This is a genomic window from Gordonia alkanivorans (assembly GCF_004011905.1).
GTDB lineage: Bacteria > Actinomycetota > Actinomycetes > Mycobacteriales > Mycobacteriaceae > Gordonia > Gordonia alkanivorans.
Genome location: NZ_CP027114.1, coordinates 4,723,166 through 4,746,212, shown reverse-complemented (window position 1 = coordinate 4,746,212; position 23,047 = coordinate 4,723,166). Strand labels below are relative to the sequence as shown.

Annotated in this window: 23 protein-coding genes, 1 pseudogene and 1 riboswitch; of the genes and pseudogenes, 12 read left to right on the top strand and 12 right to left on the bottom strand. The window is 68.7% G+C overall.

The features are described from left to right. Window positions 1-130 precede the first annotated feature (130 nt). Window positions 131-2,479, bottom strand: a complete 2,349-nt coding sequence (locus C5O27_RS21545) for a helicase-associated domain-containing protein (RefSeq protein ID WP_127963627.1) — start codon at window positions 2,477-2,479, stop codon at window positions 131-133. A 52-nt stretch (window positions 2,480-2,531) separates the two neighbouring features. Next, window positions 2,532-3,926 (bottom strand): allantoinase AllB, encoded by a 1,395-nt coding sequence (gene allB / locus C5O27_RS21540; RefSeq protein WP_127963626.1) that lies wholly within the window; start codon window positions 3,924-3,926, stop codon window positions 2,532-2,534. 249 nt (window positions 3,927-4,175) lie between these two features. Between allB and C5O27_RS21535 the strand changes: the two genes are divergently transcribed. From C5O27_RS21535 to C5O27_RS21515, 5 genes and pseudogenes are all read left to right on the top strand, one after another. Next, window positions 4,176-5,729: an NCS1 family nucleobase:cation symporter-1 gene (locus C5O27_RS21535; protein ID WP_208651398.1), complete on the top strand. Its 1,554-nt coding sequence runs from the start codon at window positions 4,176-4,178 to the stop codon at window positions 5,727-5,729. A 20-nt stretch (window positions 5,730-5,749) separates the two neighbouring features. Then, window positions 5,750-6,472, top strand: coding sequence for an aspartate/glutamate racemase family protein (locus C5O27_RS21530; RefSeq protein WP_127963625.1), 723 nt, complete (start codon window positions 5,750-5,752; stop codon window positions 6,470-6,472). A gap of 81 nt (window positions 6,473-6,553) precedes the next feature. After that, a pseudogene (locus C5O27_RS21525) lies at window positions 6,554-6,724 on the top strand (type II toxin-antitoxin system Phd/YefM family antitoxin); the annotation flags it as partial. 228 nt (window positions 6,725-6,952) lie between these two features. Continuing rightward, complete coding sequence (locus C5O27_RS21520) at window positions 6,953-7,228, top strand: type II toxin-antitoxin system Phd/YefM family antitoxin (protein ID WP_035753144.1); 276 nt, start codon at window positions 6,953-6,955, stop codon at window positions 7,226-7,228. Then, on the top strand, window positions 7,225-7,515 hold the full coding sequence (locus C5O27_RS21515; RefSeq protein ID WP_006360630.1) for a type II toxin-antitoxin system RelE family toxin: 291 nt from the start codon (window positions 7,225-7,227) through the stop codon (window positions 7,513-7,515). The genes C5O27_RS21520 and C5O27_RS21515 overlap by 4 nt, the downstream gene beginning before the upstream one ends. A gap of 168 nt (window positions 7,516-7,683) precedes the next feature. Here the strand turns inward: C5O27_RS21515 and C5O27_RS21510 are convergent, their stop codons facing one another. Continuing rightward, window positions 7,684-8,496 carry a bifunctional allantoicase/(S)-ureidoglycine aminohydrolase gene (locus C5O27_RS21510; protein ID WP_127963917.1) on the bottom strand — a complete coding sequence of 271 codons (813 nt, stop codon included), beginning with the start codon at window positions 8,494-8,496 and terminating at the stop codon, window positions 7,684-7,686. 56 nt (window positions 8,497-8,552) lie between these two features. Beyond that, window positions 8,553-9,827: a DUF6986 family protein gene (locus tag C5O27_RS21505; protein WP_127963623.1), complete on the bottom strand. Its 1,275-nt coding sequence runs from the start codon at window positions 9,825-9,827 to the stop codon at window positions 8,553-8,555. Window positions 9,828-9,977: 150 nt separating this feature from the next. Here C5O27_RS21505 and C5O27_RS21500 point away from each other — a divergent pair, with 150 nt between their 5' ends. Beyond that, on the top strand, window positions 9,978-10,739 hold the full coding sequence (locus C5O27_RS21500; RefSeq protein ID WP_127963622.1) for an IclR family transcriptional regulator: 762 nt from the start codon (window positions 9,978-9,980) through the stop codon (window positions 10,737-10,739). 24 nt (window positions 10,740-10,763) lie between these two features. Here the strand turns inward: C5O27_RS21500 and C5O27_RS21495 are convergent, their stop codons facing one another. After that, entirely contained in the window at window positions 10,764-13,133 is a 2,370-nt protein-coding gene (locus C5O27_RS21495; RefSeq protein WP_127963621.1) for a protein kinase domain-containing protein, read from the bottom strand. Between the two features lie 141 nt (window positions 13,134-13,274). After that, window positions 13,275-15,473: an RCC1 domain-containing protein gene (locus tag C5O27_RS21490; protein WP_127963620.1), complete on the bottom strand. Its 2,199-nt coding sequence runs from the start codon at window positions 15,471-15,473 to the stop codon at window positions 13,275-13,277. Between the two features lie 88 nt (window positions 15,474-15,561). On the opposite strand from C5O27_RS21490, the gene C5O27_RS21485 reads away from it, so the two are divergent. From C5O27_RS21485 to C5O27_RS21470, 4 genes are read left to right on the top strand one after another with little or no spacing between them, the layout of a single operon-like run. After that, window positions 15,562-15,792 carry a hypothetical protein gene (locus tag C5O27_RS21485; protein ID WP_006360636.1) on the top strand — a complete coding sequence of 77 codons (231 nt, stop codon included), beginning with the start codon at window positions 15,562-15,564 and terminating at the stop codon, window positions 15,790-15,792. 5 nt (window positions 15,793-15,797) lie between these two features. Further along, a complete protein-coding gene (gene moaC, locus C5O27_RS21480; RefSeq protein WP_006360637.1) occupies window positions 15,798-16,334 on the top strand; it encodes a cyclic pyranopterin monophosphate synthase MoaC in 537 nt (178 codons plus the stop codon). Continuing rightward, window positions 16,327-16,830 (top strand): MogA/MoaB family molybdenum cofactor biosynthesis protein, encoded by a 504-nt coding sequence (locus C5O27_RS21475; protein ID WP_127963619.1) that lies wholly within the window; start codon window positions 16,327-16,329, stop codon window positions 16,828-16,830. Before moaC ends, C5O27_RS21475 begins: the two co-directional genes overlap by 8 nt. Window positions 16,831-16,867: 37 nt before the next feature. Continuing rightward, window positions 16,868-17,299, top strand: a complete 432-nt coding sequence (locus tag C5O27_RS21470) for a molybdenum cofactor biosynthesis protein MoaE (protein ID WP_006360639.1) — start codon at window positions 16,868-16,870, stop codon at window positions 17,297-17,299. On the opposite strand, the gene C5O27_RS21465 is transcribed toward C5O27_RS21470, so the two are convergent. Beyond that, window positions 17,296-18,090 (bottom strand): SDR family NAD(P)-dependent oxidoreductase, encoded by a 795-nt coding sequence (locus C5O27_RS21465; protein ID WP_127963618.1) that lies wholly within the window; start codon window positions 18,088-18,090, stop codon window positions 17,296-17,298. The genes C5O27_RS21470 and C5O27_RS21465 overlap by 4 nt on opposite strands. Before the next feature lie 85 nt (window positions 18,091-18,175). Between C5O27_RS21465 and C5O27_RS21460 the strand changes: the two genes are divergently transcribed. After that, on the top strand, window positions 18,176-19,030 hold the full coding sequence (locus C5O27_RS21460; RefSeq protein WP_127963617.1) for a helix-turn-helix domain-containing protein: 855 nt from the start codon (window positions 18,176-18,178) through the stop codon (window positions 19,028-19,030). Between the two features lie 110 nt (window positions 19,031-19,140). On the opposite strand, the gene C5O27_RS21455 is transcribed toward C5O27_RS21460, so the two are convergent. From C5O27_RS21455 to C5O27_RS21435, 5 genes are all read right to left on the bottom strand, one after another. Then, complete coding sequence (locus tag C5O27_RS21455) at window positions 19,141-19,776, bottom strand: transglycosylase family protein (protein WP_127963616.1); 636 nt, start codon at window positions 19,774-19,776, stop codon at window positions 19,141-19,143. Between the two features lie 6 nt (window positions 19,777-19,782). Then, a riboswitch (cyclic di-AMP (ydaO/yuaA leader) is annotated at window positions 19,783-19,982 on the bottom strand. Between the two features lie 254 nt (window positions 19,983-20,236). Further along, on the bottom strand, window positions 20,237-20,485 hold the full coding sequence (locus tag C5O27_RS21450; protein ID WP_127963615.1) for a MoaD/ThiS family protein: 249 nt from the start codon (window positions 20,483-20,485) through the stop codon (window positions 20,237-20,239). Between the two features lie 11 nt (window positions 20,486-20,496). After that, window positions 20,497-21,585, bottom strand: a complete 1,089-nt coding sequence (gene moaA, locus C5O27_RS21445) for a GTP 3',8-cyclase MoaA (protein ID WP_127963614.1) — start codon at window positions 21,583-21,585, stop codon at window positions 20,497-20,499. A 13-nt stretch (window positions 21,586-21,598) separates the two neighbouring features. After that, a complete protein-coding gene (locus C5O27_RS21440) occupies window positions 21,599-22,144 on the bottom strand; it encodes a flavin reductase family protein (protein WP_127963613.1) in 546 nt (181 codons plus the stop codon). Between the two features lie 7 nt (window positions 22,145-22,151). Next, a complete protein-coding gene (locus tag C5O27_RS21435; RefSeq protein WP_006360646.1) occupies window positions 22,152-22,361 on the bottom strand; it encodes a hypothetical protein in 210 nt (69 codons plus the stop codon). 241 nt (window positions 22,362-22,602) lie between these two features. Between C5O27_RS21435 and C5O27_RS21430 the strand changes: the two genes are divergently transcribed. Then, complete coding sequence (locus C5O27_RS21430; RefSeq protein WP_006360647.1) at window positions 22,603-23,016, top strand: cold-shock protein; 414 nt, start codon at window positions 22,603-22,605, stop codon at window positions 23,014-23,016. The last annotated feature ends 31 nt before the right edge of the window (window positions 23,017-23,047 follow it).

Below are 23,047 nucleotides of genomic sequence, written 5' to 3'. Positions count from 1 at the left end.
CGTGTCATTGCGGTGGGGATCCCGACTGCCGAACCTCAACTCGACCGGCAGACGTCGATCGAAGTCTGCAGGTCGGGTTGAAGTCGACCGGTGGTTGGGTGGGCAGCGGGTGAGGATCGGCCCTCGGAGGCTAGGCGTCGAGCAGTTCGACGCTGGTCAGGCGGTGGAGCGAGAATCGCTGCTCGGTGTCGCTGCCCTCTTCGACGGCGACGAGCTGACCGGCGCCGAGGACCTTCGGGGTCACGACGTGGCGGCTGGCCGATCCCTGGGCGTCGACATAGCCGACGCGAAGCCGGCGCTTGGCGCGCAGTGCGAGCTGGATGAGTGCGGTGGCCGACTCGCCGCTGCCGGTGGCGCGCACCGGCGTCGACGCCGAGGTGCTGCGAACCGGGGTGGCCGCGGCGGCGCGGTCGGTCGAACGGATGCGGCCGACCACCGACCGGAGTTGTTCCTCCGACGGCGCGCTGCGACGCGGCTGGGCCTGGCGGCGGGCCCGCGACACGGTGACGCGGCTGCCGCGTTCGCGGAGGTCGACGACGGCGCCTGTCGAATCCTCGCCTGCCGGAGCGAAACCCGCGGCACGCAACTGGTCGATGACCTCGCGTACCTCGGACGGTGAGATCGCCACGGTCGGGGCGAGTGCCCGCAGTGCGAGCGGCTCGGCGGCCGGGCTGCGCAGCACCGCGGCCAGGACCGTCGGGTCCTCGCAGCGGATGAACGCCGACGCGACGCCGACGCGGAGTTGCCCGTGTCTTCGGGCGACGTCCTCGATGAGATACGAGAGTGACTGCGGCACCGGAGTTCTCGAGTGCGTGGTGAACATCGACAACAGCTCGTTGCTGCTGCGTCCGGCGTCGAGGGCGCGTCGAACGCTCTCCGGGGTGATCCGGTACACCGATGCGGCGCCGCCGGATTCGAGGTCGGCGACGAGTTCGACCTGCTCCGCGAGTTCGGGCGTCATCGGACCCGGCACGGTGAGGGTCAGGTCGGCCTGGGTGAGGAAGTGGTCCACCGGTTCGGGCAGCACGGCGCGCATCGCCGCCAGCACCGCTGCGTCGGCGTCGGCGGGATCGGCATCGGCCGGCGGATCGACGGTGTATGCCCGGCCGACGGTGGTCAGCGCATCGTGTGCGACGAGCCCGATCTCGCGTGCCTCACGCAGGGTTTCGGCGACGAGGCGTTTGCTGAAGCGTCGGATCTGGCGGGGGCGGTGCCAGTGCAGGTTCGCCAGCACGGCGTCGGGCGTCACCGCGACCGCGGGGTCGGCGTGGGCCAGAGTCGACAGGATGAGTTGCCGCTGGATCGGCGCGTATGCGTCGTGGAGATCGGCGGACAGGGTGGCCATCGCGTTGCCGTCGCGGTCGGGGTCGCCGACCTGCCAGGCGCGTCGGGGCATGTGCAGCCAGGCGTCGGCGAGGGACAACCATTGACGCTCACGTGGCTGGTGCAGCCAGGTGTCCGCGGTGGAGGTCGGCGCGAAGGATTGTTCGCCGGAGTCGTTGGGCGGCGGCGGTTCCGGGAACCCGGCGTCGATGATCCGCAGGTAGCCGGCGAGCTCGATCAGGAATGCGACGCGCTGCGTCTCGATGCCGGAGAGCTTCGACAGGCGCCGGAGTTCGCGGACACCGAGCGCCCCCGACCGCAGAACCGTCGCGGGGGTGGCGCCGAGGATGTTGATCAGCGAGGTGAGGTGACGGATGAGTTCGAGTGCCTCGCCGCCCGCCGCGGCGTCGACCGCCTTCGCCGGGAAACGCGGCTTGAGGCCGGCCTCGTTCAGCGGTGGGGGAGTGAGATCGTCGGTGCGCCAAGCGGGTTCGTCGCGGATCACCGCGCCGACCATCGGCGGGAGTTCGACGGTCTGATTGTCGACGCGGGCCAGCAGGCCCGACGAGATCAGTTGCGCGACGGGTGTGCTCGGGTCGGCGTCGGGATCGGCGTCGCGGCTGCGGCCCAGCGCCGGACCGCGGGCGAGGGTCTCCAGGAGTTCTTTCGGCCGCTCGTCGAGGTCGGCGACCATCGCGGCGATCTCCTCGCCGCTCCGGCCCGCGAGCGGTCCGGTGAGATGTGGTGACCGCCAGGGCATCGCGGAGTCGACGTGCTCGCCCGCGCAGAGCGAGGTCTTGTCGCCCCACAGGATCGCGCGGCGTCGAAGGAGGTCGATGCGGGCGCGGACGTCCTTGGCCGCGGCGCGCCCGGACAACGACTTGACGATCATGGTTTCCGACGGGCGCTTGGTCTTCGTGGCCTTGCGGCTGCCCAGGGCGATCGCCTGCTCGAGGACGGCGACCGCCAAGACGTCGAGATCCTCACCGGCCAGCGCCAACGACGCCGCGGACAGCGCACGCTGCGCCAGCACACGCGTGCCCTGCGGGGTGGGGGAGGCGAGGTCGGGGCGTTCGATCAGCAGCTCGGTGAGCTCGTCGTCGGAACGCGTCGCCAACTCATCGGCCAGGCCGGTGTGCTGGTCATCCGAACTCATTCGATCGACTCTACCGGTCGGTGTGGAATCGCCACCTCCGGTGCAGCAGCCCTCAGACGTCGCCGCGGCGCAGCATCCGTCCACGCGGGGTCTCGAAGTCCACCTTCTGACCGCGAACCCAGGTCCCCTTGACCACGCCGGCGAGCGCGCGGCCGTCGTACGGGCTGACCGGGTTCTTGTGGTGCAGCCGGTTGACGTCGACGATCTGTGCGGATTCCGGCTCGAAGATCGCGAAGTCGGCGTCGCAGCCGAGGGCGATGCGACCCTTGGTCGGCAGGCCGGCGAGATCGGCGGACTTCGACGCCATCCACTCCATCACCTGCGGGAGACCGATGCCGCGCTTCTTGGCCTCCGACCAGATGAGCGACAGCCCGAGCTGCAACGAGGCGACACCGCCCCACGCGACGCCGAAGTCGCCGTTCTCGGGGTCCTTGAGGTCGACGGTCGACGGCGAGTGGTCGGACACGATGCAGTCGATCGTGCCGTCGAGCAGTCCCTCCCACAGCAATTCCCGGTTGCCGGCCTCACGGATGGGCGGACAGCACTTGAAAGCGGTCGCGCCGTTGGGCACCTCTTCGGCCAGCAGGGTGAGGTAGTGCGGGCAGGTCTCGACCGTGATCTTCACGCCGTCGTTCTTCGCGCTGGCGAGCATCGGCAGGGCGTCCGACGACGACAGGTGCAGCACGTGGGCGCGAACGCCGGTCCAGCGTGCGCGCTCGATGACCTCGGCGATCGCCAGGTTCTCGGCGCCCCGCGGACGCGAGGCGAGGAAGCGGGCGTACTCGTCGCCTTCGGGGGACGGCGCGTGGTCGATGGCGCGGGAGTCCTCGGCGTGGACGATCATCAGCGAGTCGAACTCGGCGAGCTTGGCCATGTCGGCTTCCATCTCGTCGGCTGTGAGGTGCGGGAACTCGTCGACGCCCGAATGCAGCAGGAAGCACTTGAAGCCGAACACGCCCGCGTCGTGCAGGCCGCGCAGGTCGTCGGAGTTGCCGGGGATGGCACCGCCCCAGAAGCCGACGTCGATGTGGGTCTTGCCCTGTGCGGCGGCGCGCTTCTCGGCCAGGGCGTCGACGTTCACGGTGGGCGGGATCGAGTTCAGCGGCATGTCGATGAGCGTGGTGACGCCGCCGGCGGCCGCCGCGCGGGTGGCCGAGTCGAAGCCCTCCCACTCGGTGCGGCCGGGCTCGTTGACGTGCACGTGCGTATCCACCAGGCCGGGGATCATCACCTGGTCGTCGGCCAGCTCGATGACCTCGTTGCCGACGAGCCCGCTGCCGAGCGGCTCGATGGCGACGACCCGGCCGTCGCGGATGCCGATCTCCCGCGCCACGATGCCCGCGGTCGTCAGGGTCTTTTCACCACGCACGACCAGGTCGAACGGTGCAGCGGGCGCATCCGCGGCATCGTCGGAGGTAGGGGACGGGGCACCGGTGTCTGAGGTCATGGGGCGGGACTCCTTGCTGATCGCCGTGTCCTGGGTTCGTTCCAGAGACTAACCCAGCAGATTCCTCATCGTGGAATGTCGCGTCGCGATTTCGGAAACGTGACTCGCGAGTAGCGCTGAGCGATGCTATTGACAACGCCCCGCACGCGGGCGCTAACCTTCACCAACGCGGAACCCTGATTCCACATCACGGAAGTTCTACGAGTGTAGGAGCGCGGTCATCGATGACCGTCCGACGAAAGTGCAGAGATGAGCACTGAACCGCCCACGATCCAACGTGACGAGGCGACGCCGATGACGTCCACGACCGGCGTGTCCGCCGGCGAGGAGAGCCACGGCGTGACCGGAACCGTCCCGGCCGGATTGAGTCCCAAGCTGTACAACGACGACCTGGCGCCCACGAGCCGCGAAGGTCGTCGCTGGAAGAGCTACAACATCTTCACGCTGTGGGCCAACGACGTCCACAGCCTGGGCAACTACGCCTTCGCCATCGGACTCTTCGCCCTCGGGTTGGGCGGCTGGCAGATCCTGACGGCGCTGGTGCTCGGCGGTGTCTTCCTCTTCCTGCTGCTCAACCTGTCCGGCTTCATGGGCGAGAAGACGGGTGTCCCGTTCCCGGTGATGAGTCGCATCTCGTTCGGCATCCGCGGCGCGCAGATCCCCGCCCTCATCCGCGGTGGCGTGGCGATCGCGTGGTTCGGCATCCAGACCTACCTCGCGTCGGTCGTCCTCCGGATCATGCTGGTCGCGCTGTTCCCCGGCGCGGAGGACCTGGACGCCAACCGCTTCCTCGGCCTCTCGACCCTGGGCTGGATCTCCTTCGTCTCGCTGTGGGTCATCCAGGTGATCATCGTCAGCTACGGCATGGAGATGATCCGTCGGTACGAGGCCTTCGCCGGCCCGGTCATCCTGTTCACGATGGTGGCGCTGGCCATCTGGATGCTCAGCAACGCGGACTGGACCATCGCGTGGACCACTCCCGACTCGCTGACCGGCGTGGACATGTGGCTGCAGATCATCGGCGGCGCGAGCCTGTGGGTCGCCATCTACGGCACCTTCGTCCTGAACTTCTGTGACTTCACCCGCAACGCGGAATCGCGAAAAGCCATCGTGCGCGGCAACTTCTGGGGCATCCCGCTCAACATGCTGCTCTTCGGCGGCATCGTGGTCGTGCTGGCCGGCGCGCAGTTCCGGATCGACGGCCGGGTCATCGAGTCGCCGTCGGACATCGTCCAGACCGTGCCCAACACCTTCCTGCTGGTGCTGGCCTGCCTGGCGCTGCTGATCCTCACGGTCGCGGTGAACCTGATGGCCAACTTCGTCGCGCCGATCTACGCACTGTCCAACCTGTTCCCGCGCTACCTGGACTTCCGCCGCGCGGCGCTCGTGACCGCCATCATCGGACTGGTCATCCTGCCGTGGAATCTCTACAACTCGCCTGCGGTGATCAACTACTTCCTCGGCGGGCTGGGTGCGCTGCTCGGACCGCTGTTCGGCATCGTCATGGCCGACTACTGGCTCGTCCGCCGTTCGCGGATCGACGTGCCCGCGTTGTTCTCCGAAGCGCCCGACGCCGCCTACCATTACCGGAACGGCGTGAACCTGCGGGCCATCGTCGCGCTCGTCCCGACGGCAGCCTTCGCCCTGGTGATGGCTTTCGTTCCGGCCTTCGAAGTGGTCTCGGAGTTCTCCTGGTTCATCGGTGCCGGTCTCGGCGCGGTCGTCTACCTGCTGGTCGCCGACCGTCGCGGACCGTTCGCCGAGGTGTCGGGCGAGCCGATCTCCGTCGCCAGCACCCACTGATCGCCAGGAGGTAGATCCCGATGCGCATTCTCGTCGCCAACGTCAACACGACCGAGTCGATGACCGAGGCGATCGCCGCCTCGGCTCGTTCGGTCGCTTCACCGGGTACTGAGATCGTCGGCACCACACCGCGATTCGGCGCCGACTCGTGCGAGGGCAACTTCGAGTCCTATCTCGCGGCGATCGCGGTGATGGACGCGATCCTCGCCTACCCCGAACCGTACGACGCCGTCATCCAGGCCGGGTACGGCGAACACGGTCGGGAAGGTCTGCAAGAACTCCTCGAGGTCCCGGTCGTCGACATCACCGAGGCCGCGGCGTCGACGGCGATGTATCTGGGACACCGGTTCTCGGTCGTGACGACGCTGGACCGCACGGTCCCGCTGATCGAGGACAGGCTCAAGCTCGCCGGCCTCGATGCGCGATGTGCGTCGGTCCGGGCGTCGGGACTCGGTGTGCTGGAACTCGAGTCGGATCCCGTGCGGGCGGTCGAGGCGATCGTCGAACAGTCGCGGCTGGCGGTCGCCGACGACAAGGCCGAGGTGATCTGCCTCGGCTGCGGCGGCATGGCCGAGCTCGAGGAGCAGGTCCGCGCCGCGACCGGCGTCCCGATCGTCGACGGTGTGCGTTCGGCCGTCACGATCGCCGAAGGGCTTGTCCGGATGGGACTCTCGACGTCGAAGGTCAGGACCTACGCGACGCCGCGGGAGAAGAAGGTCACGGGGTGGCCGTTCAAGATCTGACGGACATCTGAACACGACAGCGCGCCGGTGACCTGACACCGGGGCGCTGTCGTTGTCTCTCGAGACAAGCCATCTGTAGCCATGACGACACAGCCACTCGGCGAAGCCAAGGACAAGTTCACAGCGCTCATCGACAGCGCCGAGACCACCCACGACATCATCACGATCAGCAAGCACGGCAAACCGGCCGCGGTGCTGATGTCGGCCGACGACCTCGAATCGCTGCGCGAGACGATCCAACGCTCTCGACATCCTCTACGGGAGCTCGATAACGGTGTCGGTCCAAACCGCCGATCCTGACGACCACGAAGTGGGGTTCGTCGGTGAGATCCCTCATGCGCATGAGTTCGGACCGATGCGCCGCGAACTGTTGTTGTCACAGGTGGGCGCGGCGGCCGCCGCTCGCCGCCAGCCACACGCCGCACCGCCCGGCTAAAAGTCTGGCTAGTGGAAGGCCAGTATCGCGGCTACACTGTAACCATGACTACAGTGCCACTCGGCGAGGCCAAGGACAAGCTCTCCGCGCTCATCGACAGCGCCGAGACCACGCACGACATCATCACGATCACCAAGCACGGCAAACCCGCCGCGGTGCTGATGTCGGCCGACGACCTCGAATCGTTGCACGAGACGATCTACTGGCTCTCACGTGCCGGTCTCCGCGACGACGTCGCCACCGCCGACGCCGAGTACGCCGCCGGCCACACCGTCTCCATCGACGACCTGCGCGCCGAACACGGCCTGCCGCCGAAATGAACGACGCTCCGACAGACTCGCCCGCCCCCTACCGGGTCGAGGTCGCATCCCCAGCTCGCCGCGACCTTCAACGCCTTCCATCCCGGATCGTCCACGCCGTCATCGAGTTCATCTCCGGACCCCTCGCCGAGAACCCGCACCGGCTCAGCAAACCGCTGCGCGACGACCTCGGAGGCCTCCACAGCGCCCGCCGCGGTGACTACCGGGTCCTGCTGCGCATCGACGACCCGAACCACACCATCGTCGTCGTCAGAATCGACCACCGTGCCCACGCATATCGCACCTGACTGACTGTGGCGCTGCATACCTGGACGAAGGGGAGAACGTCGTGAACGACCCCGGGAACACGCTCGCCAGGCCCTCGACACCGAGCGCGACTACCGTGACCTCGCCCACCGCGACGATCTGGCCGTCGACCCACACCGGGGCGCCTCATTGTTCTTCAATCGCCCGACTCAGAGGACGATCTGCCGATTCACGTCCTTGTAGAGCAGGTACCGGAAGTTCGACGGCCCGCCGGCGTAGCAGGCCTGCGGGCAGAAGGCGCGCAGCGACATGTAGTCGCCGGCCTGGACCTCGACCCAGTCCTCGTTGAGCCGGTAGACGGCCTTGCCCTCGAGGACGTACAGGCCGTGCTCCATCACGTGGGTCTCGGCGAAGGGAATCGAGCCGCCGGGCTTGAAGGTGACGACGTTGACGTGCATGTCGTACGCGAGATCCTGCGGGTCGAGCATCCGGGTGGTGCTCCACGCATCGGTGTCTTGCATCGGGGAGGGTTCGATGTCGCGCTCGTTGCCGAACTTCGGGGCCGGGGTGTGGCCCGCGATCGGCTGATAGCGCTTGCGGATCCAGTGGAAGGTCGTGGTGGCGTCGCTGCGGTTGTGCGCCGACCACGCGGTGCCCGCGGGCAGGAAGGCGAACCCGCCCTCTGTCAGTGTGTGTTCCACGCCGTCGACGGTGACGGTCAGCGTGCCCGCGGTGACGAAGAGGAATCCCTCGACCGCCGGCTGCGGCTCCGGTGCCTCCGATCCGCCGCCCGGTGCGACCTCGACGATCGACTGCGAGAAGGTCTGCGCGCCACCGGGTACCGGGCTGTTGAGCACCCACGCGCGGGTGCCGGTCCACTCGGGAAAGACCGAGGTGACGATGTCGCGGAGCACGCCGCGCGGGATCACGGTGTAGGCCTCGGTGACCACTGCGCGGTCGGAGAGCAGATCGGTCTGCGGCGGGAGTCCGCCCGCGGGGGTGTAGTACGGCGACGCGGTCATCGGGGTGTCCTTCTCGACGGATGGGTCAATGGTCATGTCGGGCTGTTGGTCTCGGCTCAGTTACTCGGTGCTGGCGGCCGGTGGAGTGCGAGTTCACGCACCTTCGCGATGGGCAGATCGGTTGCGGTCTCCACCTCGTCGACGGTCAGCGCGCCGCACACCTCACCGCGGCGGATGAAGCCGGCGAGGGCGCGGGCGGTCGCGGGTTCGTCGAGCACCGACGACGAGATCTGGTGGGCGTAGTTGCGCAGACGCTCTGCGGCGGAATCGAATCCGTCACGGTAGAAGGCGTACGTGGCCAGGAAGCGGGTGACCAGCTGGGCGGGGTGGAGATCCCAGCCCTGATAGAAACCGCGTTCGAGGTGGCGGCGGACCAGTCGCGAGTGCAATGCCCAACCGGCTTCGACGGCCTCGCGGTCGCCGACCGGGAGGATGTTGGTCGATCCGTCCGACAGGCGCACACCGGTGCCGGCTGCGGCCAGCTGCATCACGGCTTTCGCGTGATCGGCGGCCGGATGTTCCATCGACTGGTAGGCGGCGGCGATGCCGAGGGACGCGGAGTAGTCGTAGGTTCCGTAGTGCAGCGCGGTCACTCGACCCTCGCCGGCGTGGATCATCTTCGCGACCGGCGCCGAACCGTCGATGCCCATCACCGATTGCGGGGTCTCCACCTGGATCTCGAACCCGATCCGTCCGTCCGGCAGTCCATGGACGCGCTCGAGCTCGCGGGCGACGGTGACCATCGCGGCCACCTGATCGGTCGAGGTCACCTTCGGCAGTGTCAGCGTCAGGCCGGCCGGGAGGTCGCCGGTGTCGGCGAGTCCGGAGATGAACAGGTCGAGGGTGCGCAGGCCACGAGCTCGCACATCTTCCTCGAAGCACTTGAAGCGGATACCGAGGAACGGCGGCGAGCTGTCGCCGGAGTCGCGGATCGCGGCGACGGCAGCCGCCGCGGCTGCGTCCTCCTCGTCGTCGGCGCGGACGCCGTAACCGTCCTCGAAGTCGACGCGCAGATCCTCGATGGGCTCGGTGCGCAGCTTCGCCTCGACGAGGGTCGCGAGTTCGGTTGCGGTCGAATCGGTCCGGGCGACGGTCGCGCGGGCGATCGCGTCGAGGCCGCCGTGGTCGGCGGCGGCATCCAGCGCCGTGCGACCCCACGACCGGGCGAGGTCCGCGGAATAGCGGTCGGCAGGGACGTAGACGGTGTGGACCGGCTGCCGGCTCCCGTCGTCGCCGGGATACCTCGCGGACAGGAGGGCGTCCGCCGGGGCGAGGGCTGCCTCGACCTCGGCCAGGAAGGCCGCACCGAGGCGGCCGGGCTGCACGCTCATGAGGAGTCCTCCGTCGATCTGATGGAAAAATAATTCCGCAGAGTGGAGTTTACCTGAATGAGTCCACGTCGCCAGTCGCAGGTGGACATGGACTCCGATTGTGGGTTCACATCATGGAACGTAATCTTGCGCCGAACTGTGGAGGTGGCAATGGCGGGGAACTCGGGTGGTGTCCAGTCGGTCGAGCGGGCTTTCGAGCTGCTCGAACTCATCGGACGCGCCGGTGGTGAGTGCTCCCTGAGCCATCTGTCGTCGGAGTCGCCGCTGCCGCCACCGACCATCCACCGATTGCTGCGCACTCTCGTGGGCATCGGATACGTCCGGCAACTGCCGAACCGGTCGTATGCGCTGGGCCCGCGCCTCATCCGACTCGGCGAGGTGGCCAACCGGCAACTCGGCGCGGTGGCCGCGCCCGTACTCGGCTCGCTCGTCGCCGAACTCAGTGAAACCGCGAGTCTCGCCGTGCTCGACGGCGACATGGTCATCTACGTGGCGCAGGTCCCGTCGCCACACAGCATGCGCACCAACAACGAGGTCGGGCGTCGGGTGACGATGCACAACACCGCGGTCGGCAAGGCGGTCCTCGCCGAACTCGACGACGCGCGAATCCTCAAGCACGTCACCCAGGCCGGCCTCACGCCCGCCACCGAGTGGAGCGTCACCTCGCTGTCCGGCGTCTTCGCGGCCGTCGAACAGGTGCGCGCAGAGGGTGTCGCCACCGACGAACAGGAGTACGAGGTCGGGGTCTGCGGTATGGCCGTCGCGGTGCCCGGTGCGCCGACGCCCATGGCGGTCGGCATCTCGGGGCCGGTCGCCCGGTTCGACGAGGACCTGCGTACGCGGGCGGTCGGCGCCCTGCGAGCAGCGGCCGAGACCATCTCCGAAGCCCTCGTCGGCGCGAAGGAGTCGTAGCCGACGCAGAATCGCGCGGTGGTGTCAGATGGTGAGCTTCGTCGGCGTCGTGCGATTGGCCGAGTCGCCGCTCGAGCCGTCACCGATCTGGCCGTCGTTGTTGAAGCCCCAGCACCAGACCGACCCGGAAGCCATCGCGCACGACGTGCCGTTGCCGGTCGAGATCGAGGTGACGTCGGTCAGGCTGCTGACCTCGCGGGGGATCTTCACCGAGCCGCCGCTGGAGCCGAGCTGGCTGCGGTCGTTGTCGCCCCAGCACCAGGCCTTTCCGTCGGCGACCGCACAGGTGGTCCCCCAGTCGGTGGAGATGGCCGAGGCCTTGGAGATGTCGTTCACCTTGGTGGGTGTCTTGCGCGGTTCGGCGGTGCCGTTGCCGATCTGGCCGTAGGCGTTGGCGCCCCAGCAGTACGCGTCTCCGCCGGCGATCGCGCAGGCCGTCTGGAAGTACGTGCTGGTGTTGGTGCTCGGGTCGTTGTCGTCGTCGGGGGCCGACTCGTGGTAACCGCCGAGGGAGATGTCGGTGACCTCGCCCAGCCCGCCGACCTTCACCGGCGCCGACCGTTCGGTGGTGCTGCCGTCGCCGATCTGGCCGCTGTCGTTGTTGCCCCAGCAGAACGCCGAACCGTCGGACACCGCGCAGGTGGTGCCGTAGGCGGTGGTGATCTCGGTGACGACTCCGAGGCCCGGGACCTTGGCGGGGACCGAGACGGCCTCGGTGCCGCCGGTGCCCAGCTGTCCGTATTCGTTGTTGCCCCAGCAGTAGGCGTCGGTCCCGGCGACCGCACAGCTGGTGCCCCAGCCGGTGGTGATCGCCTTGACGTCGGAGAGGGTGCCGACCTTGGTCGCGGTCTCGACGGTGTTGCCGTCGGAGCCGTTGCCGACCTCGCCGTAGTGGTTGTTGCCCCAGCACCACGCCTCGCCGGCGGCGACCGCGCACGCCGTGCCGACGTACTTGTTCTCACCGGTGAGGTAGCCGCCGACGGAGACCGACGTCGCGTCGGTGACGCCGCCGACCGTGGCCGGACGACTGTGCGGAGTGGTCGTCCCGTCGCCGAGCTGGCCGGTCGTGTTGTCGCCCCAGCAGTTCACGGCCTCGTTGACGATCGCGCAGCTGGTGCCGAAGTTGGTGCTGACCAACGGCTGTGCGACGGTGGCCTTTTCGGGATCGTCGGCGGTGCTGCTCAGGAGGACCAGCCCGGCGATCGCACCGATGACGACGATCAGCACGGCGCCCAGGACGCCGGCGATGATCAGGCCGGTGCGCTTCTTCTTCGGCGGTGTACCCGGTGCGCCCGGATGGCCGGCCGGCGCGTGTGGCATCGCGCCGTGCGGCTGTGAGCTGTAAAGCGGCTGCGGCCCGGAGATGTTCGCGGTCGCGCCGGGCCCCGAGGGGTGGTTCATCAGCGGCTGTGGGCCGGACGGTCCGGTCATCGTCGGCTGCGGCGGCGGGGTGTACTGCCCGTAGGGCCGGCCGTACGGCGGTTGCGGTGCCGACGGTGCGCCGGTGCTGCCGCCGACGAGCGTGGGTGGGGGAACCGGTGCGGCCGCGATCGTGTTGCCCTGTGCCGACGGCGATTCGATCGCCGACTTCAGGGCGGCGGCGAAGCTGCGGCAGTCGGGGTAGCGGGCCGCCGGGTCCTTGGCGAGTGCGCGCTGGAAGACCGGGTCGAGGTGCGCGAGGTCGCCGCGCAACTGGCCGATGTGGGGGACCGGCCGCTGGATGTGGCCGAGCATCACCGACGGTTCGGACTGCCCGACGAACGGCGGTTGTCCGGCGAGCAGTGCATAGGCTGTGCACGCCAGCGAGTACTGGTCGGAACGTGCTGTGGCGTCCGCACCTTCGAGGGTTTCCGGTGCGGAGAACGCGACGGTCCCGATGAACGAGTGGGTGCCGGTCAGGTTGGCCGAGCCGGCGAGTTTCGCGATGCCGAAGTCGAGCACCAGGGCACGGTCGATCGTGCCGGAGGCGGGGTCGCGGGTGACGAGGATGTTGGCGGGCTTGATGTCCCGGTGCACCACCTGATGACGGTGCGCGTAGTCGAGGGCGTCGGCGACCTGGGTGACGACCGTCGAGACCTCGGCCGGCTTCAGGCGCTCCTCGGTGAGGTCCTTGCCCTCCACGTAGCTCATCGAGAACCACGGCGAACCGTCCTCGATGCCGTACTGGTGGATCGTGATGATGCTGCGGTGGTCGAGTTTCGCGGTGGTCTTCGCCTCGTTGGTGAAGCGCTGGTTGAACCCGGGCTGGGCGCTGACGGCGGTCGAGATGACCTTCAACGCCTCTCGCCGTTCGAGTTGCAGGTTCTCGACGAGATACACCTCGCCCATGCCACCGGCACCCAGCTGGGAGATCACGCGGTAGCCGGCGATGTGGGTGCCCGGACTCAGTGGCACGGCGACACCTCTTTCTTACGGTGAGAATCACTTACGGGGAGAACTCGGACTCCTGGCGGACGTACGCTGGGACGATACCCAAGCGGCGTTGGTGCGGGGCACCCTTCAACCGGATGACTGCCGATCCGATGACGGCCATGTCTAGTACCCGATCTGCGTGGGTGTGAGCTTGTCGTCGGTGGTGCCGATGCCGAGCTGACCGGTCGCGTTGAAGCCCCAGCACCAGACGTTCGACGACGCGAGTGCGCACGTCGTCCGTTCACCCGTCGAGATCGCGGTGACATCGGACAACCCGTTGAGCCGCGTGGGATTCGGGCGATCCTCCAGGGTGCCGTCTCCGACCGACCCCCAGGCGTTCGCGCCCCAGCACCAGCCGACGCCGCCGGCGATCGCGCAGGTGGTGTGCCCGGTTCCGGTGCTGATCGCGGTCACGTCGTCGACGCCGGACACGAGCGTCGCGGAGGTGCGGGAGTCCTTGGTGCCGTCACCGAGTTGCCCGAAAGCGTTGTTGCCCCAGCAATACGCGCTACCGCCGGCGACGGCGCAGGCAGCCTGATCGCCCGCCGACACCGAGGTCGCGGCGTCGAGGTCGGCCACGCGGGTGGGCTTGGACTGGTTGTAGGTGGTGCCGTCACCGACCTGCCCGTTGTCGTTGAGTCCCCAGCAGTACGCGTCGCCGCCGGCGACCGCACACGCGAAGTTGACGCCGACGCTGATCGAGGTCACGTCCGCCAGCCCGGCGACGCGCACCGGACGGTACTGGTTGGCCGTCGATCCATCGCCCAGCTGATCGAAATCGTTTGTGCCCCAACAGTAGGCGGTTCCGGCAGCGATGGCGCACGTGGCCCAGTTCGCGGTGGAGATCGCGGTGACGTCGGCGAGGTCGGCCACCCGGGCCGGCTTCCAGCGGCTGGTCGTCGTGCCGTCGCCGATCTGTCCGTAGTCGTTGTTGCCCCAGCAGTAGGCGACGCTCTCGGCGATGGCGCAGGTGTTGGGGCCGCCGGTGGTGATCGAGGTGACGCCGGTGAGGTCGGCGACGCGGGTGGGTGTCCAGCGGTTCGTCGTGGTGCCGTCGCCGAGTTGTCCGGCCTGGTTGTCACCCCAGCACCAGGCGGTGCCGTCCCGGATCGAACAGGTGGCACCGAGACCGGCACTGAGTCGCACCTCCTCGGTCGCGGCTGCCTGCGGGCTCGAACCACCGTCGCCGCCTTTGTCGTCGCCGCGGGTGAGCAGGACGACGGCCGCGACCACCGCCAGCAGCGCGACCACGCCGATCGCGCCGGCGAGCAACGGCAGGCGGCGTCGGCGGCCCGGCGTCGCGGCCCGGGTGGGTGCGGAGTGGGCGGGCAGCGGGGGAGTGAAGCCCGGTGCGGAGAGGTGATGGGTATCCGGCGGCGGGCCCTGCGCGTACAGAGGCGGCGGCGGACCGGGATACGGCCGCCGCTGCTGGGTCTCCGGTGGCAGGGTCTCCGTACCGGAGGGCGGTGGGACGATCTGCGTCGCCGCGGTGCCGACGCCGGCCGCGGTGAGTGCCCGCCGCAGTTCCACGGCGAAGTCGGTGCACGTGGGGTAGCGGTCCAGCGGCCCGCGGGCCAGGGCGCGGTCGAAGACGGGATCGAGTGCGGCGAGGTCGGGCCGGTACCGGCTGATCCGCTCCGGCGGTGACGTCAGCTTCGCGACGATGTGCCGGGTCTGGGTGTCGGCCTCGAACGGCGTCGTGCCGGACAACAGCTCGTAGGCGGTGCAGGCGAGCGCGTACTGATCTGACGCCGGACCGGCCGGTTTGCCGTCGAGGATCTCCGGCGCGGCGTAGACCAGCGTGCCCACGAACGACGACGGTGCGGTGAGCGTGGTGGCGGTGGCCAGTTTCGCGATCCCGAAGTCGAGGACCACGACCCGGTCGAGAGCGTCGTCCATCGCCCGCCGGGTGACGAGGATGTTGCCCGGCTTGATGTCGCGGTGCACGACGCCGTGGGCGTGCGCGTAGTCGAGGGCGTCGGCGACGCGGTCGACGATCGTCAGGATCTCGTCCGGCCGGAACGAGCTGCTCCGCAGGTCGCGTCCGTCGAGGTAGGCCATGGTGAACCACGGGTCGTCGTCGGTGACGCCGTAGTGATAGATCGTGACGATGTTCGGGTGGTCGAGGGATGCCGCGGTCTGTGCCTCCCGGCTGAACCGGCGGACGAACTCCTCGTCGACGGTCTCGGCGACCGAGATGACCTTCAGTGCCTCGCGGCGTCGGAGTTGCGGGTTCTCCACCAGGTAGACCGTGCCCATGCCGCCCGTGCCCAGGCGGCTGATCACGCGGTAGCCGGCGACCTCTTCCGGGTGGTGGGCCATCAGCGCCTCCTGGTGGCGTGACCTGTGATGCGACGACGATAGCCCCGGTCCGGCCGCCATGCCCGGACACCGCAACTCTTTCATTCGAATGGCGTGGCACAATGCTCCCGTGGCAAACAACAGTGGTGACAAAGCCGACAAGAAGCACTACGTCGACAACGGCTGGCCGAAGGACGAGGACGGCAACCATCCCGACCACGCGGTCTCCGAGCTCGCGACGCACATCTCGGGTGCGCTGTCCCCGTTCGGTGACACCCAGTTCCCGCTCCCGGTCGACGACCTGCCGTTCGTGCAGTCGAAGACGGTCGTCAACCGCTGACGCCGATGCCGACCACCGGAACCAACAGCGGCGGGTCGGTATCTCCGAGGGAAGGTGCCGGCCGCCTGTCGCACATCGACAGCAGCGGCACGGCGCGCATGGTCGACGTCGGGCACAAGGCGCCGACGAAGCGTCGCGCGATCGCCGGCGGCACCTTTCACACCACGACCGAGGTGATCGGTCTCCTCAGTGAGTCGAAGCTGCCCAAAGGCGATGTGCTGGCGACCGCCCGCATCGCCGGGATCATGGCGGCCAAGCGCACCGATGAGTTGATCCCGCTGTGCCATCAGCTGGCGTTGTCGTCGGTGGAGGTCGACTTCACCATCGGCACCGACTCCATCGACGTGACCGCGACCGTAGCCACCTCCGGCCAGACGGGCGTCGAGATGGAGGCACTGACCGCGGTCGCCGTCGCCGGGCTGACGCTGCACGACATGGTCAAGGCCGTGGACAAGCGTGCGCACATGGACGGCATCCGTCTGCTCGAGAAGACCGGCGGCAAATCCGGCGATTGGCTGCGGGACGACCCGGCCGATGGCTGAGAACCCCTCGCCCGACCCCGCGCGGCAACGCGTCGCGCAGATCGTCGTGGCCTCGACGCGGGCGAGCACCGGGGTCTATCCCGACCGCACCGGCCCGATCATCGAGGACTGGCTCGCCGAGCAGGGTTTCCGCGTCGCCGAACGCGATGTGGTGGCCGACGGTCCACCGGTGGGCGCCGCGATCCGCGCCGCTGTGTACGCCGGCGTCGACCTGGTGCTCACCACCGGCGGAACGGGTCTGTCACCCACCGACCGCACGCCCGAGGAGACGCGGCCGCTGCTCGACGTCGAGATCCCCGGCCTGGCCGACGCCATCCGCTCCGCCGGACTGCCCAACGTGCCGACCGCCGTGCTCTCGCGTGGCCTCGCCGGCGTCGCCGGGACCACACTGGTGGTCAACCTGCCCGGCTCGACCGGCGGCGTGCGGGACGGCCTGAGCGTCCTCTCCGGCGTCGTGCACCACGCCCTCGATCAGATCCGCGGCGGGGATCACTGATCGTCCCCCGATCACCGCGACAAGACAGGATCGACGAATGACCGTAGTCGTACACACCGCGGTGTCGGATAAGCCCATCGGGCTCGCCGACCACGAGGCGATGGTCGCCGACGCCTCGGACGGCAAGGCCGGCGCGATCGTCGGTTTCGTCGGGGCGGTCCGCGATCACGACGGCGGCCGGACCGTCGCCGAACTGGACTACTCCGCCCATCCGACGGCGCCGAAGGTGCTCGCCGAGGTCGTCGAAGAGGTGTCGGCGGTCGACGGAGTCCGCGCGGTCGCCGTCTCGCATCGCGTCGGAGAGCTCGAGATCGGTGATGTCGCCTTCGTGGTCGCCGTCGCCGCCGACCATCGTCGCGCGGCCTTCGAGACGTGCGCGCGGCTCGTCGACGAGGTGAAGGCGCGCCTGCCGGTCTGGAAGCACCAGTACTACGACGACGGCACCGAGGAGTGGATCAACTCGGCTTAGGCCCCGGCGCCACCGTCGACGGGCACGATCGCGCCGGTGACGAACGAGGCGCGGTCGCTGAGCAGGAATGCGGCCACCTCGGCGATCTCCCGCGGAGCGGCCATCCGGCCGAGCGGGGTGGTGTCGCTGATCCATCGGGTGACGCCCGGGCTGGCCGCCTCCCACTCGTCGATCATCTCGGTGGCGGTGCCGCCGGGCGTGAGTCCGTTGACGCGGATACCGTCGCGGGCCCAGCTGACGGCCGCGGTCTCGGTGATGCTGTTCAGCGCGCGCTTCATCGCGCCGTAGGCAGGAAGGTCGGGGTTGGCGCGTCGTGCCCCGATGCTCGAGGTGTTCACGATCGCGCCGCCGCCGTTGCGCCGCATCAGCGCCGCCTGGGCGTTCATCGCGATCCAGTGCGCGCGGAAGTTCACCGTGAACTGCCGCTCGATGTCGGTTTCCGTGGTGTTCTGCAGCGGACCGGGTTCCTCCTGGACGACGGCGCCGTTGTTGAACGCGCCGTCGAGGCGGCCGTGGAGCTCCCCGGCGCGGGCGACCGCGGCGTGCACACTCGCGTCGTCGGCCAGGTCGAGGGCGACCGCGTGAGCGGTGCCGCCCGTCTGCCGGATGTCGTCGACGATTCGATCGAGGGCGTCGACGCCGCGTGCACCGAGCACGACCGAGGCGCCTTCATCGGCGAAAAGATGCGCGGCAGCGGCGCCGATCCCGCGGCTGGCGCCGCTGATGAAGATGACCTTGCCGGTGAGCAGGCCGGTGGACGGGGTGGACCGGGTGTCGGTGTTGTGGATCATGACCCCAGCGTTGCTGCGGCCGCCGAGCTCATTCAGGCACAGGCTGTACTACTCTCCGCCGGCCGATTGCACGCACACTCGAAGTATGGACAAGCACGGACTCGCCTCGTTTCTGCGGAGTCGACGTGAGCGTTTGCAGCCGGAGGACGTCGGTCTTCCGGCCGGTACCCGGCGTCGGACTCCCGGGCTGAGGCGGGAGGAGGTCGCGGTGCTCGCGCACATCTCGACCGAGTACTACGTGCGGCTCGAGCAGGGCCGCGCGCCCCGGCCGTCGGCGAAGGTACTCGTCGGCATCGCCGGTGCGCTGCTGCTCACCGATGAGGAGTCCGATCACCTGCACATGCTCGCCGGGACAGCCCCACCCCGGACCGCCCTCCACCGGCGTGATGTGCGTCCGAGCATCGTCGCACTGCTGGACCGCATGCCGCAGACCGCGGGATTCGTGATGTCGGCGATCTTCGAGGTTCTCGCGTGGAACGACCTGGCCGCCGCGCTCATGGAGGATTTCGCCGAACTCGGCCCGGACGGACGGAATCTCGCGCGTCGCGCGTTCCTCGGGGACGGCGCATCGGCAGTGCTGTACGGCATCTCCGACGGCGCGGAGTTCCGGCATCACGTCGTCGCCAGGTTGCGGCTCGCGTCGACCCGCTATCCGTCGGACCCGGCGGTCGTCGGTCTCGTCGAGGACCTCCGGGCGGGCAGCGAACAGTTCGCGCGGCTGTGGGACCAACACGACGTCGCGGCCGCGCCGACGCTCCGGAAGAGTCTGCAGCATCCGGTCGTCGGGAAGATCACGGTCGACTGCGATTCGCTGGAGCTCGCCGAACGGGACCAGCATCTGGTTCTCTACAGTGCGCCGGCGGGTTCGGCAGACGCCGAGGCACTCGCTCTACTGCAGGTTCTGGGTTCCGACGCCGTTGGGCTGTCGGAAAACACCTGAGAATTGGAAAAGGGCCCCGCACGGATCAGTCATCGTGCGGGGCCCTTCGTCTTGGTCCCTCTGTGCGCCGCGGATTGTGTCCGAGCTGCTACAGGTAGGGCTGCTACTCGTCAGGGGTTGGGCAGCAGGTGCTTGTTGTCGTTGAACAGCTTGATCTGATCGGGGCTCAGCGAGACACCACTGTTCTTGGCGGCGTTCCAGAGGTTCTTGACCTCGGGGCTCACACCGGCGTCGGTGAGAACCGAGGTGACCTGCTTGGCGACGTCGTCGGTGTTCTTGGCCTCAGGAGCCTTGACGAGGCTGAAGCTGCCGTTGCCGTCCTGGAGCTTCTTGACGATCGGTGCCGGGACATCGCTCGGCGCGGTGCGCGGGGTGTGGCCCGACAGGCCGACGCCACAGGTGGGCCATGCGCCCTTGCCCTGCGAGGCGAGCACGCGCTCGGCGACGACGATCTGCTCCTCGCGGGTGGCCTGCTCGGCGGTCGGGGCGAACTCGCCGCCGCCGTGGCCGCTCCAGGTGCTCGGTGAGAACTGCAGGCCGCCGTGGTAGCCGTTGCCGGTGTTGATGGCCCAGTTACCACCGGACTCGCACTGGGCGACCTTGTTCCATTCGGCGTCGGTTGCGGCGTTCGCGGTACCGGTGCCCAGGAGGGCGGCTCCGCCACCGAGGACGGCGCCGGTGAGGGCGACCTTGGTGATGGTCTTGGTGGTCGAGCTGGTCGTCTGCTTGCGGTGACGTCCGGACATAGATCGAATTCCTCTCTCCACGCGCCTACGAAGTCAGCTGTCGGGTTCGAGCGAGAGGTTGCTCGGCCCCAGTGCGTCACCATGAATTGTTAATCATGGTTCTGCGCCTGGGACTTAACCCCGAGGACACCGTGTTTGGTGCCCGGTCTCAGGGGATGAGGTTGGGTCCCCCGTCCTCGCTCCTAGATTTCGTGCGGTCGTACCCTCCGGCGGAGCGAGGCTCGGCGCGGCCGGCGGGACGTATGTTCTGTTTCCTTACCGTGACCTTCGGGAAGGTCGCTTCGTACATTACGTCGTTCGATCGGCCGATTCACCTGCTTGAACGCAACTGATTTTTTCGCCAGAACCTGGTCTCCCGATCAACATTCGGCGTCACCGCAGTTCATCGGGCCGGATGCGCTCCCGTGGCCATCTCGTTATCGGGCCGTGATGTGATAAAGGTCACAAGGCGACTGTGGTGTCAGCCACCGGCGAACGGGGGGAGGACGTCGAGTGTCGAGCAGATGCCGAGCTGTTGTGAACGGTCGGTGAAGGTCGTTTCGTCGCGGAGATAAGAGCAGCGCTTCAGGACCTTCGCCAGTTCGGGGTTGCCGGCCGACAGCGTCGACTCCAGGTCGCCGAGGGTGGTCGCGGGGTCGATGTCGACGACGCGCGCCTCGGTGCCGGCGGCGGCGCGAGCCGCGGCGAAGAAGCGGACGGTGAGGTTCATCGGGGCAGAGCCTATCCGCCGATGGCGGACATGGGCCGGGTCGGCTGCACGAAGCCGGCCGCGTTCACCTCGTGTCCGGGAGCCTTCTGCCACATGTCGGTGCGCCACAGCGCCGCGATGGCGGCGTCGATCTCGTCGTCGGGCAGCGTGCGCAGCACGGCGCGCAGATCGGTCTCCGACGACGCGAACAGGCAGTTGCGCAGCGATCCGTCGGCGGTGAGCCGGGTGCGGTCGCAGTCGCCGCAGAACGGGCGGGTGACCGAGGCGATCACCCCGACCTTGGCCGGGCCCCGCGAAGTCCGATGGCCGTCGACGATCCAGGTGGCCGCCGGGGCGCTGCCGCGCGGTGCCGGATCGGGCAGCAGATCGAACCGTGTGCGAAGCGTCGCGAGGATCTCGTCGGCGGTCACCATCCGGGTCCGTTGCCAGGCGTGGTCGGCGTCGAGCGGCATCTGCTCGATGATCCGCAGCTCGTAGCCGTGTTCCAGGCAGTAGGCGAGTAGATCGGGGACGGCGTCGAGGTCGGCGCGGTCGGGGATCACGGCGTTGACCTTGACGGGGTCGAGGCCCGCGCGTGTGGCGGCGGCGAGACCGGCCAGCACGTCGTCGAGCCGGTCGCGCCGGGTGATCTCGGCGAATCGTTCGCGGTCGACGGTATCGAGGGAGATGTTGATGCGGTCGAGGCCGGCGGTGACGAGACCGTCGATCCGCCGCGTGAGGCCCAGGCCGTTGGTGGTCATCGCGATCTCGGGCCGCCGGGGCAGGGCGGCGACGGCGCCGATGACCTGCTCGAGGTCGCGGCGAAGCAGGGGCTCCCCGCCGGTGAAGCGGATGCGTTCGATCCCCAGATCGCGGACCGCGACCGTCAGCACACGGATCAGCTCGTCGGCGCTCAGCACCGCGTCGTTCGGCATCCAGTCGAGTCCCTCGGCCGGCATGCAGTAGGTACAGCGCAGATTGCACCGGTCGGTCACCGAGACCCGCAGGTCCTTCGCGACCCGCCCGAACGTGTCGCGCAGGGGTCCCTGCGTGGGCACGTCGGAAGGCGCCCCGGCCGTCAACGGCCGTGGCGTGGGGATCCCGAGGCCGACCGTGCTCATGCTGTCCTGCAGATCACGTGGCGTTCGGGTTCTTGCGGGCCTCGAGGGCACGGAAGGTGCTGGCGTGGAACACGAGCGGCTCGACGCCGGGATCGGCGCGCAGGGTGCTGATCTCCAGCAGCACGACGGTGTGGTCGCCGGCCTGGATCTCGTTGTGGATGGTGCACGACAGATGGGCGGCGGCGTCCGGGACGAAGACGGCCCCGGCGTCGGTACGCAGCGGTGTGATGCCGTCGAACCGGCGCACCGACGGACCGGCGAGCTGTTTGCAGACGTCGGTCTGGTCGCCGGCGAAGACGCTGACCCCGATGGCCGGCGCGGTACGGATCTGCGGCCACGTCGTCGACGTGTTCTGAACGCACACCGACACCAGCGGAGGGTCGAGGGAGACGGTGGTGAAGGAACTCGCCGCCATTCCGATCAGCGTGGTCGAATCTCCCTCACCCTGTAGGCAACACACCGCGACGACGCCGCTGGGGAAGCAGCTGAACGCTGCCCGGAGAGCCTTGGCGTCGGAGACGGGGGCGAGGTCTGGGGTGGTGTCGATGGTCGCTGTCACGGGGTCCTCACCTGGCTCGGCGTCCGGCACGGAGTGCGTACACCAGGCCGAGGAGAAAACCCAGGGGTGCGCACATGGTCAGCAGGTAGACGAAGGTCGGTGCCGTGTCGCCGTCGGTGACCAGCGGGGTCACGAACAAGGCCACGAGGGCGATGAGTCCGATCGCGAAGATCACCATGGCGACCTGCAGCAGCCGCGGGGACGTCGTCTTCTGCATGCCGTCTACGGTAGTGCACTCTCCGGGAGGGCGACGTCGCGCAAGGGTGTGACGGGTTGGGCTGAGGTAATGGTGTGACCGCGGGGTGGGGTGTTGGCTACCATGGGGCGCAGCAGGCGCCTTGCATCCGTCTGGGCCCATACGGACTTTCCGCCGTGGGTCGTGTGATGGGTGACGGCGTCTTTTGTTGTGACAGGCAGATCCGCAAGAGATCTACGACGTACAGATGAGGGTGAGCACAGTGCCGACCGGCAAGGTGAAGTGGTACGACGCGGACAAGGGCTTCGGCTTCCTCGCTCAGGAGAGCGGTGAGGACGTCTACGTCCGTTCGTCCGCCCTGCCCGAAGGGGTGGAGGCCCTCAAGCCGGGGCAGCGCGTGGAGTTCGGCATGGCCGCCGGTCGCCGCGGGCCGCAGGCACTGAGCGTCAAGGTTCTCGAACCCGCGCCGAGCGTGTCCAAGAACGTGCGCGAGGCCGCCCGCAAGGACACCAAGCGGCACACCCCCGACGAACTGCACGGCATGGTCGCCGATCTGATCACGCTGCTCGAGGGCAAGGTGCAGCCGGACCTGCGCAAGGGGCGCTACCCCGACCGCAAGACCGCGCAGCGGATCTCCGAGGTCGTGCGCGCGGTCGCCCGCGAACTCGAGAGCTGAAGCCCGGTCGTCGAGCGCTGACCTCGACGCC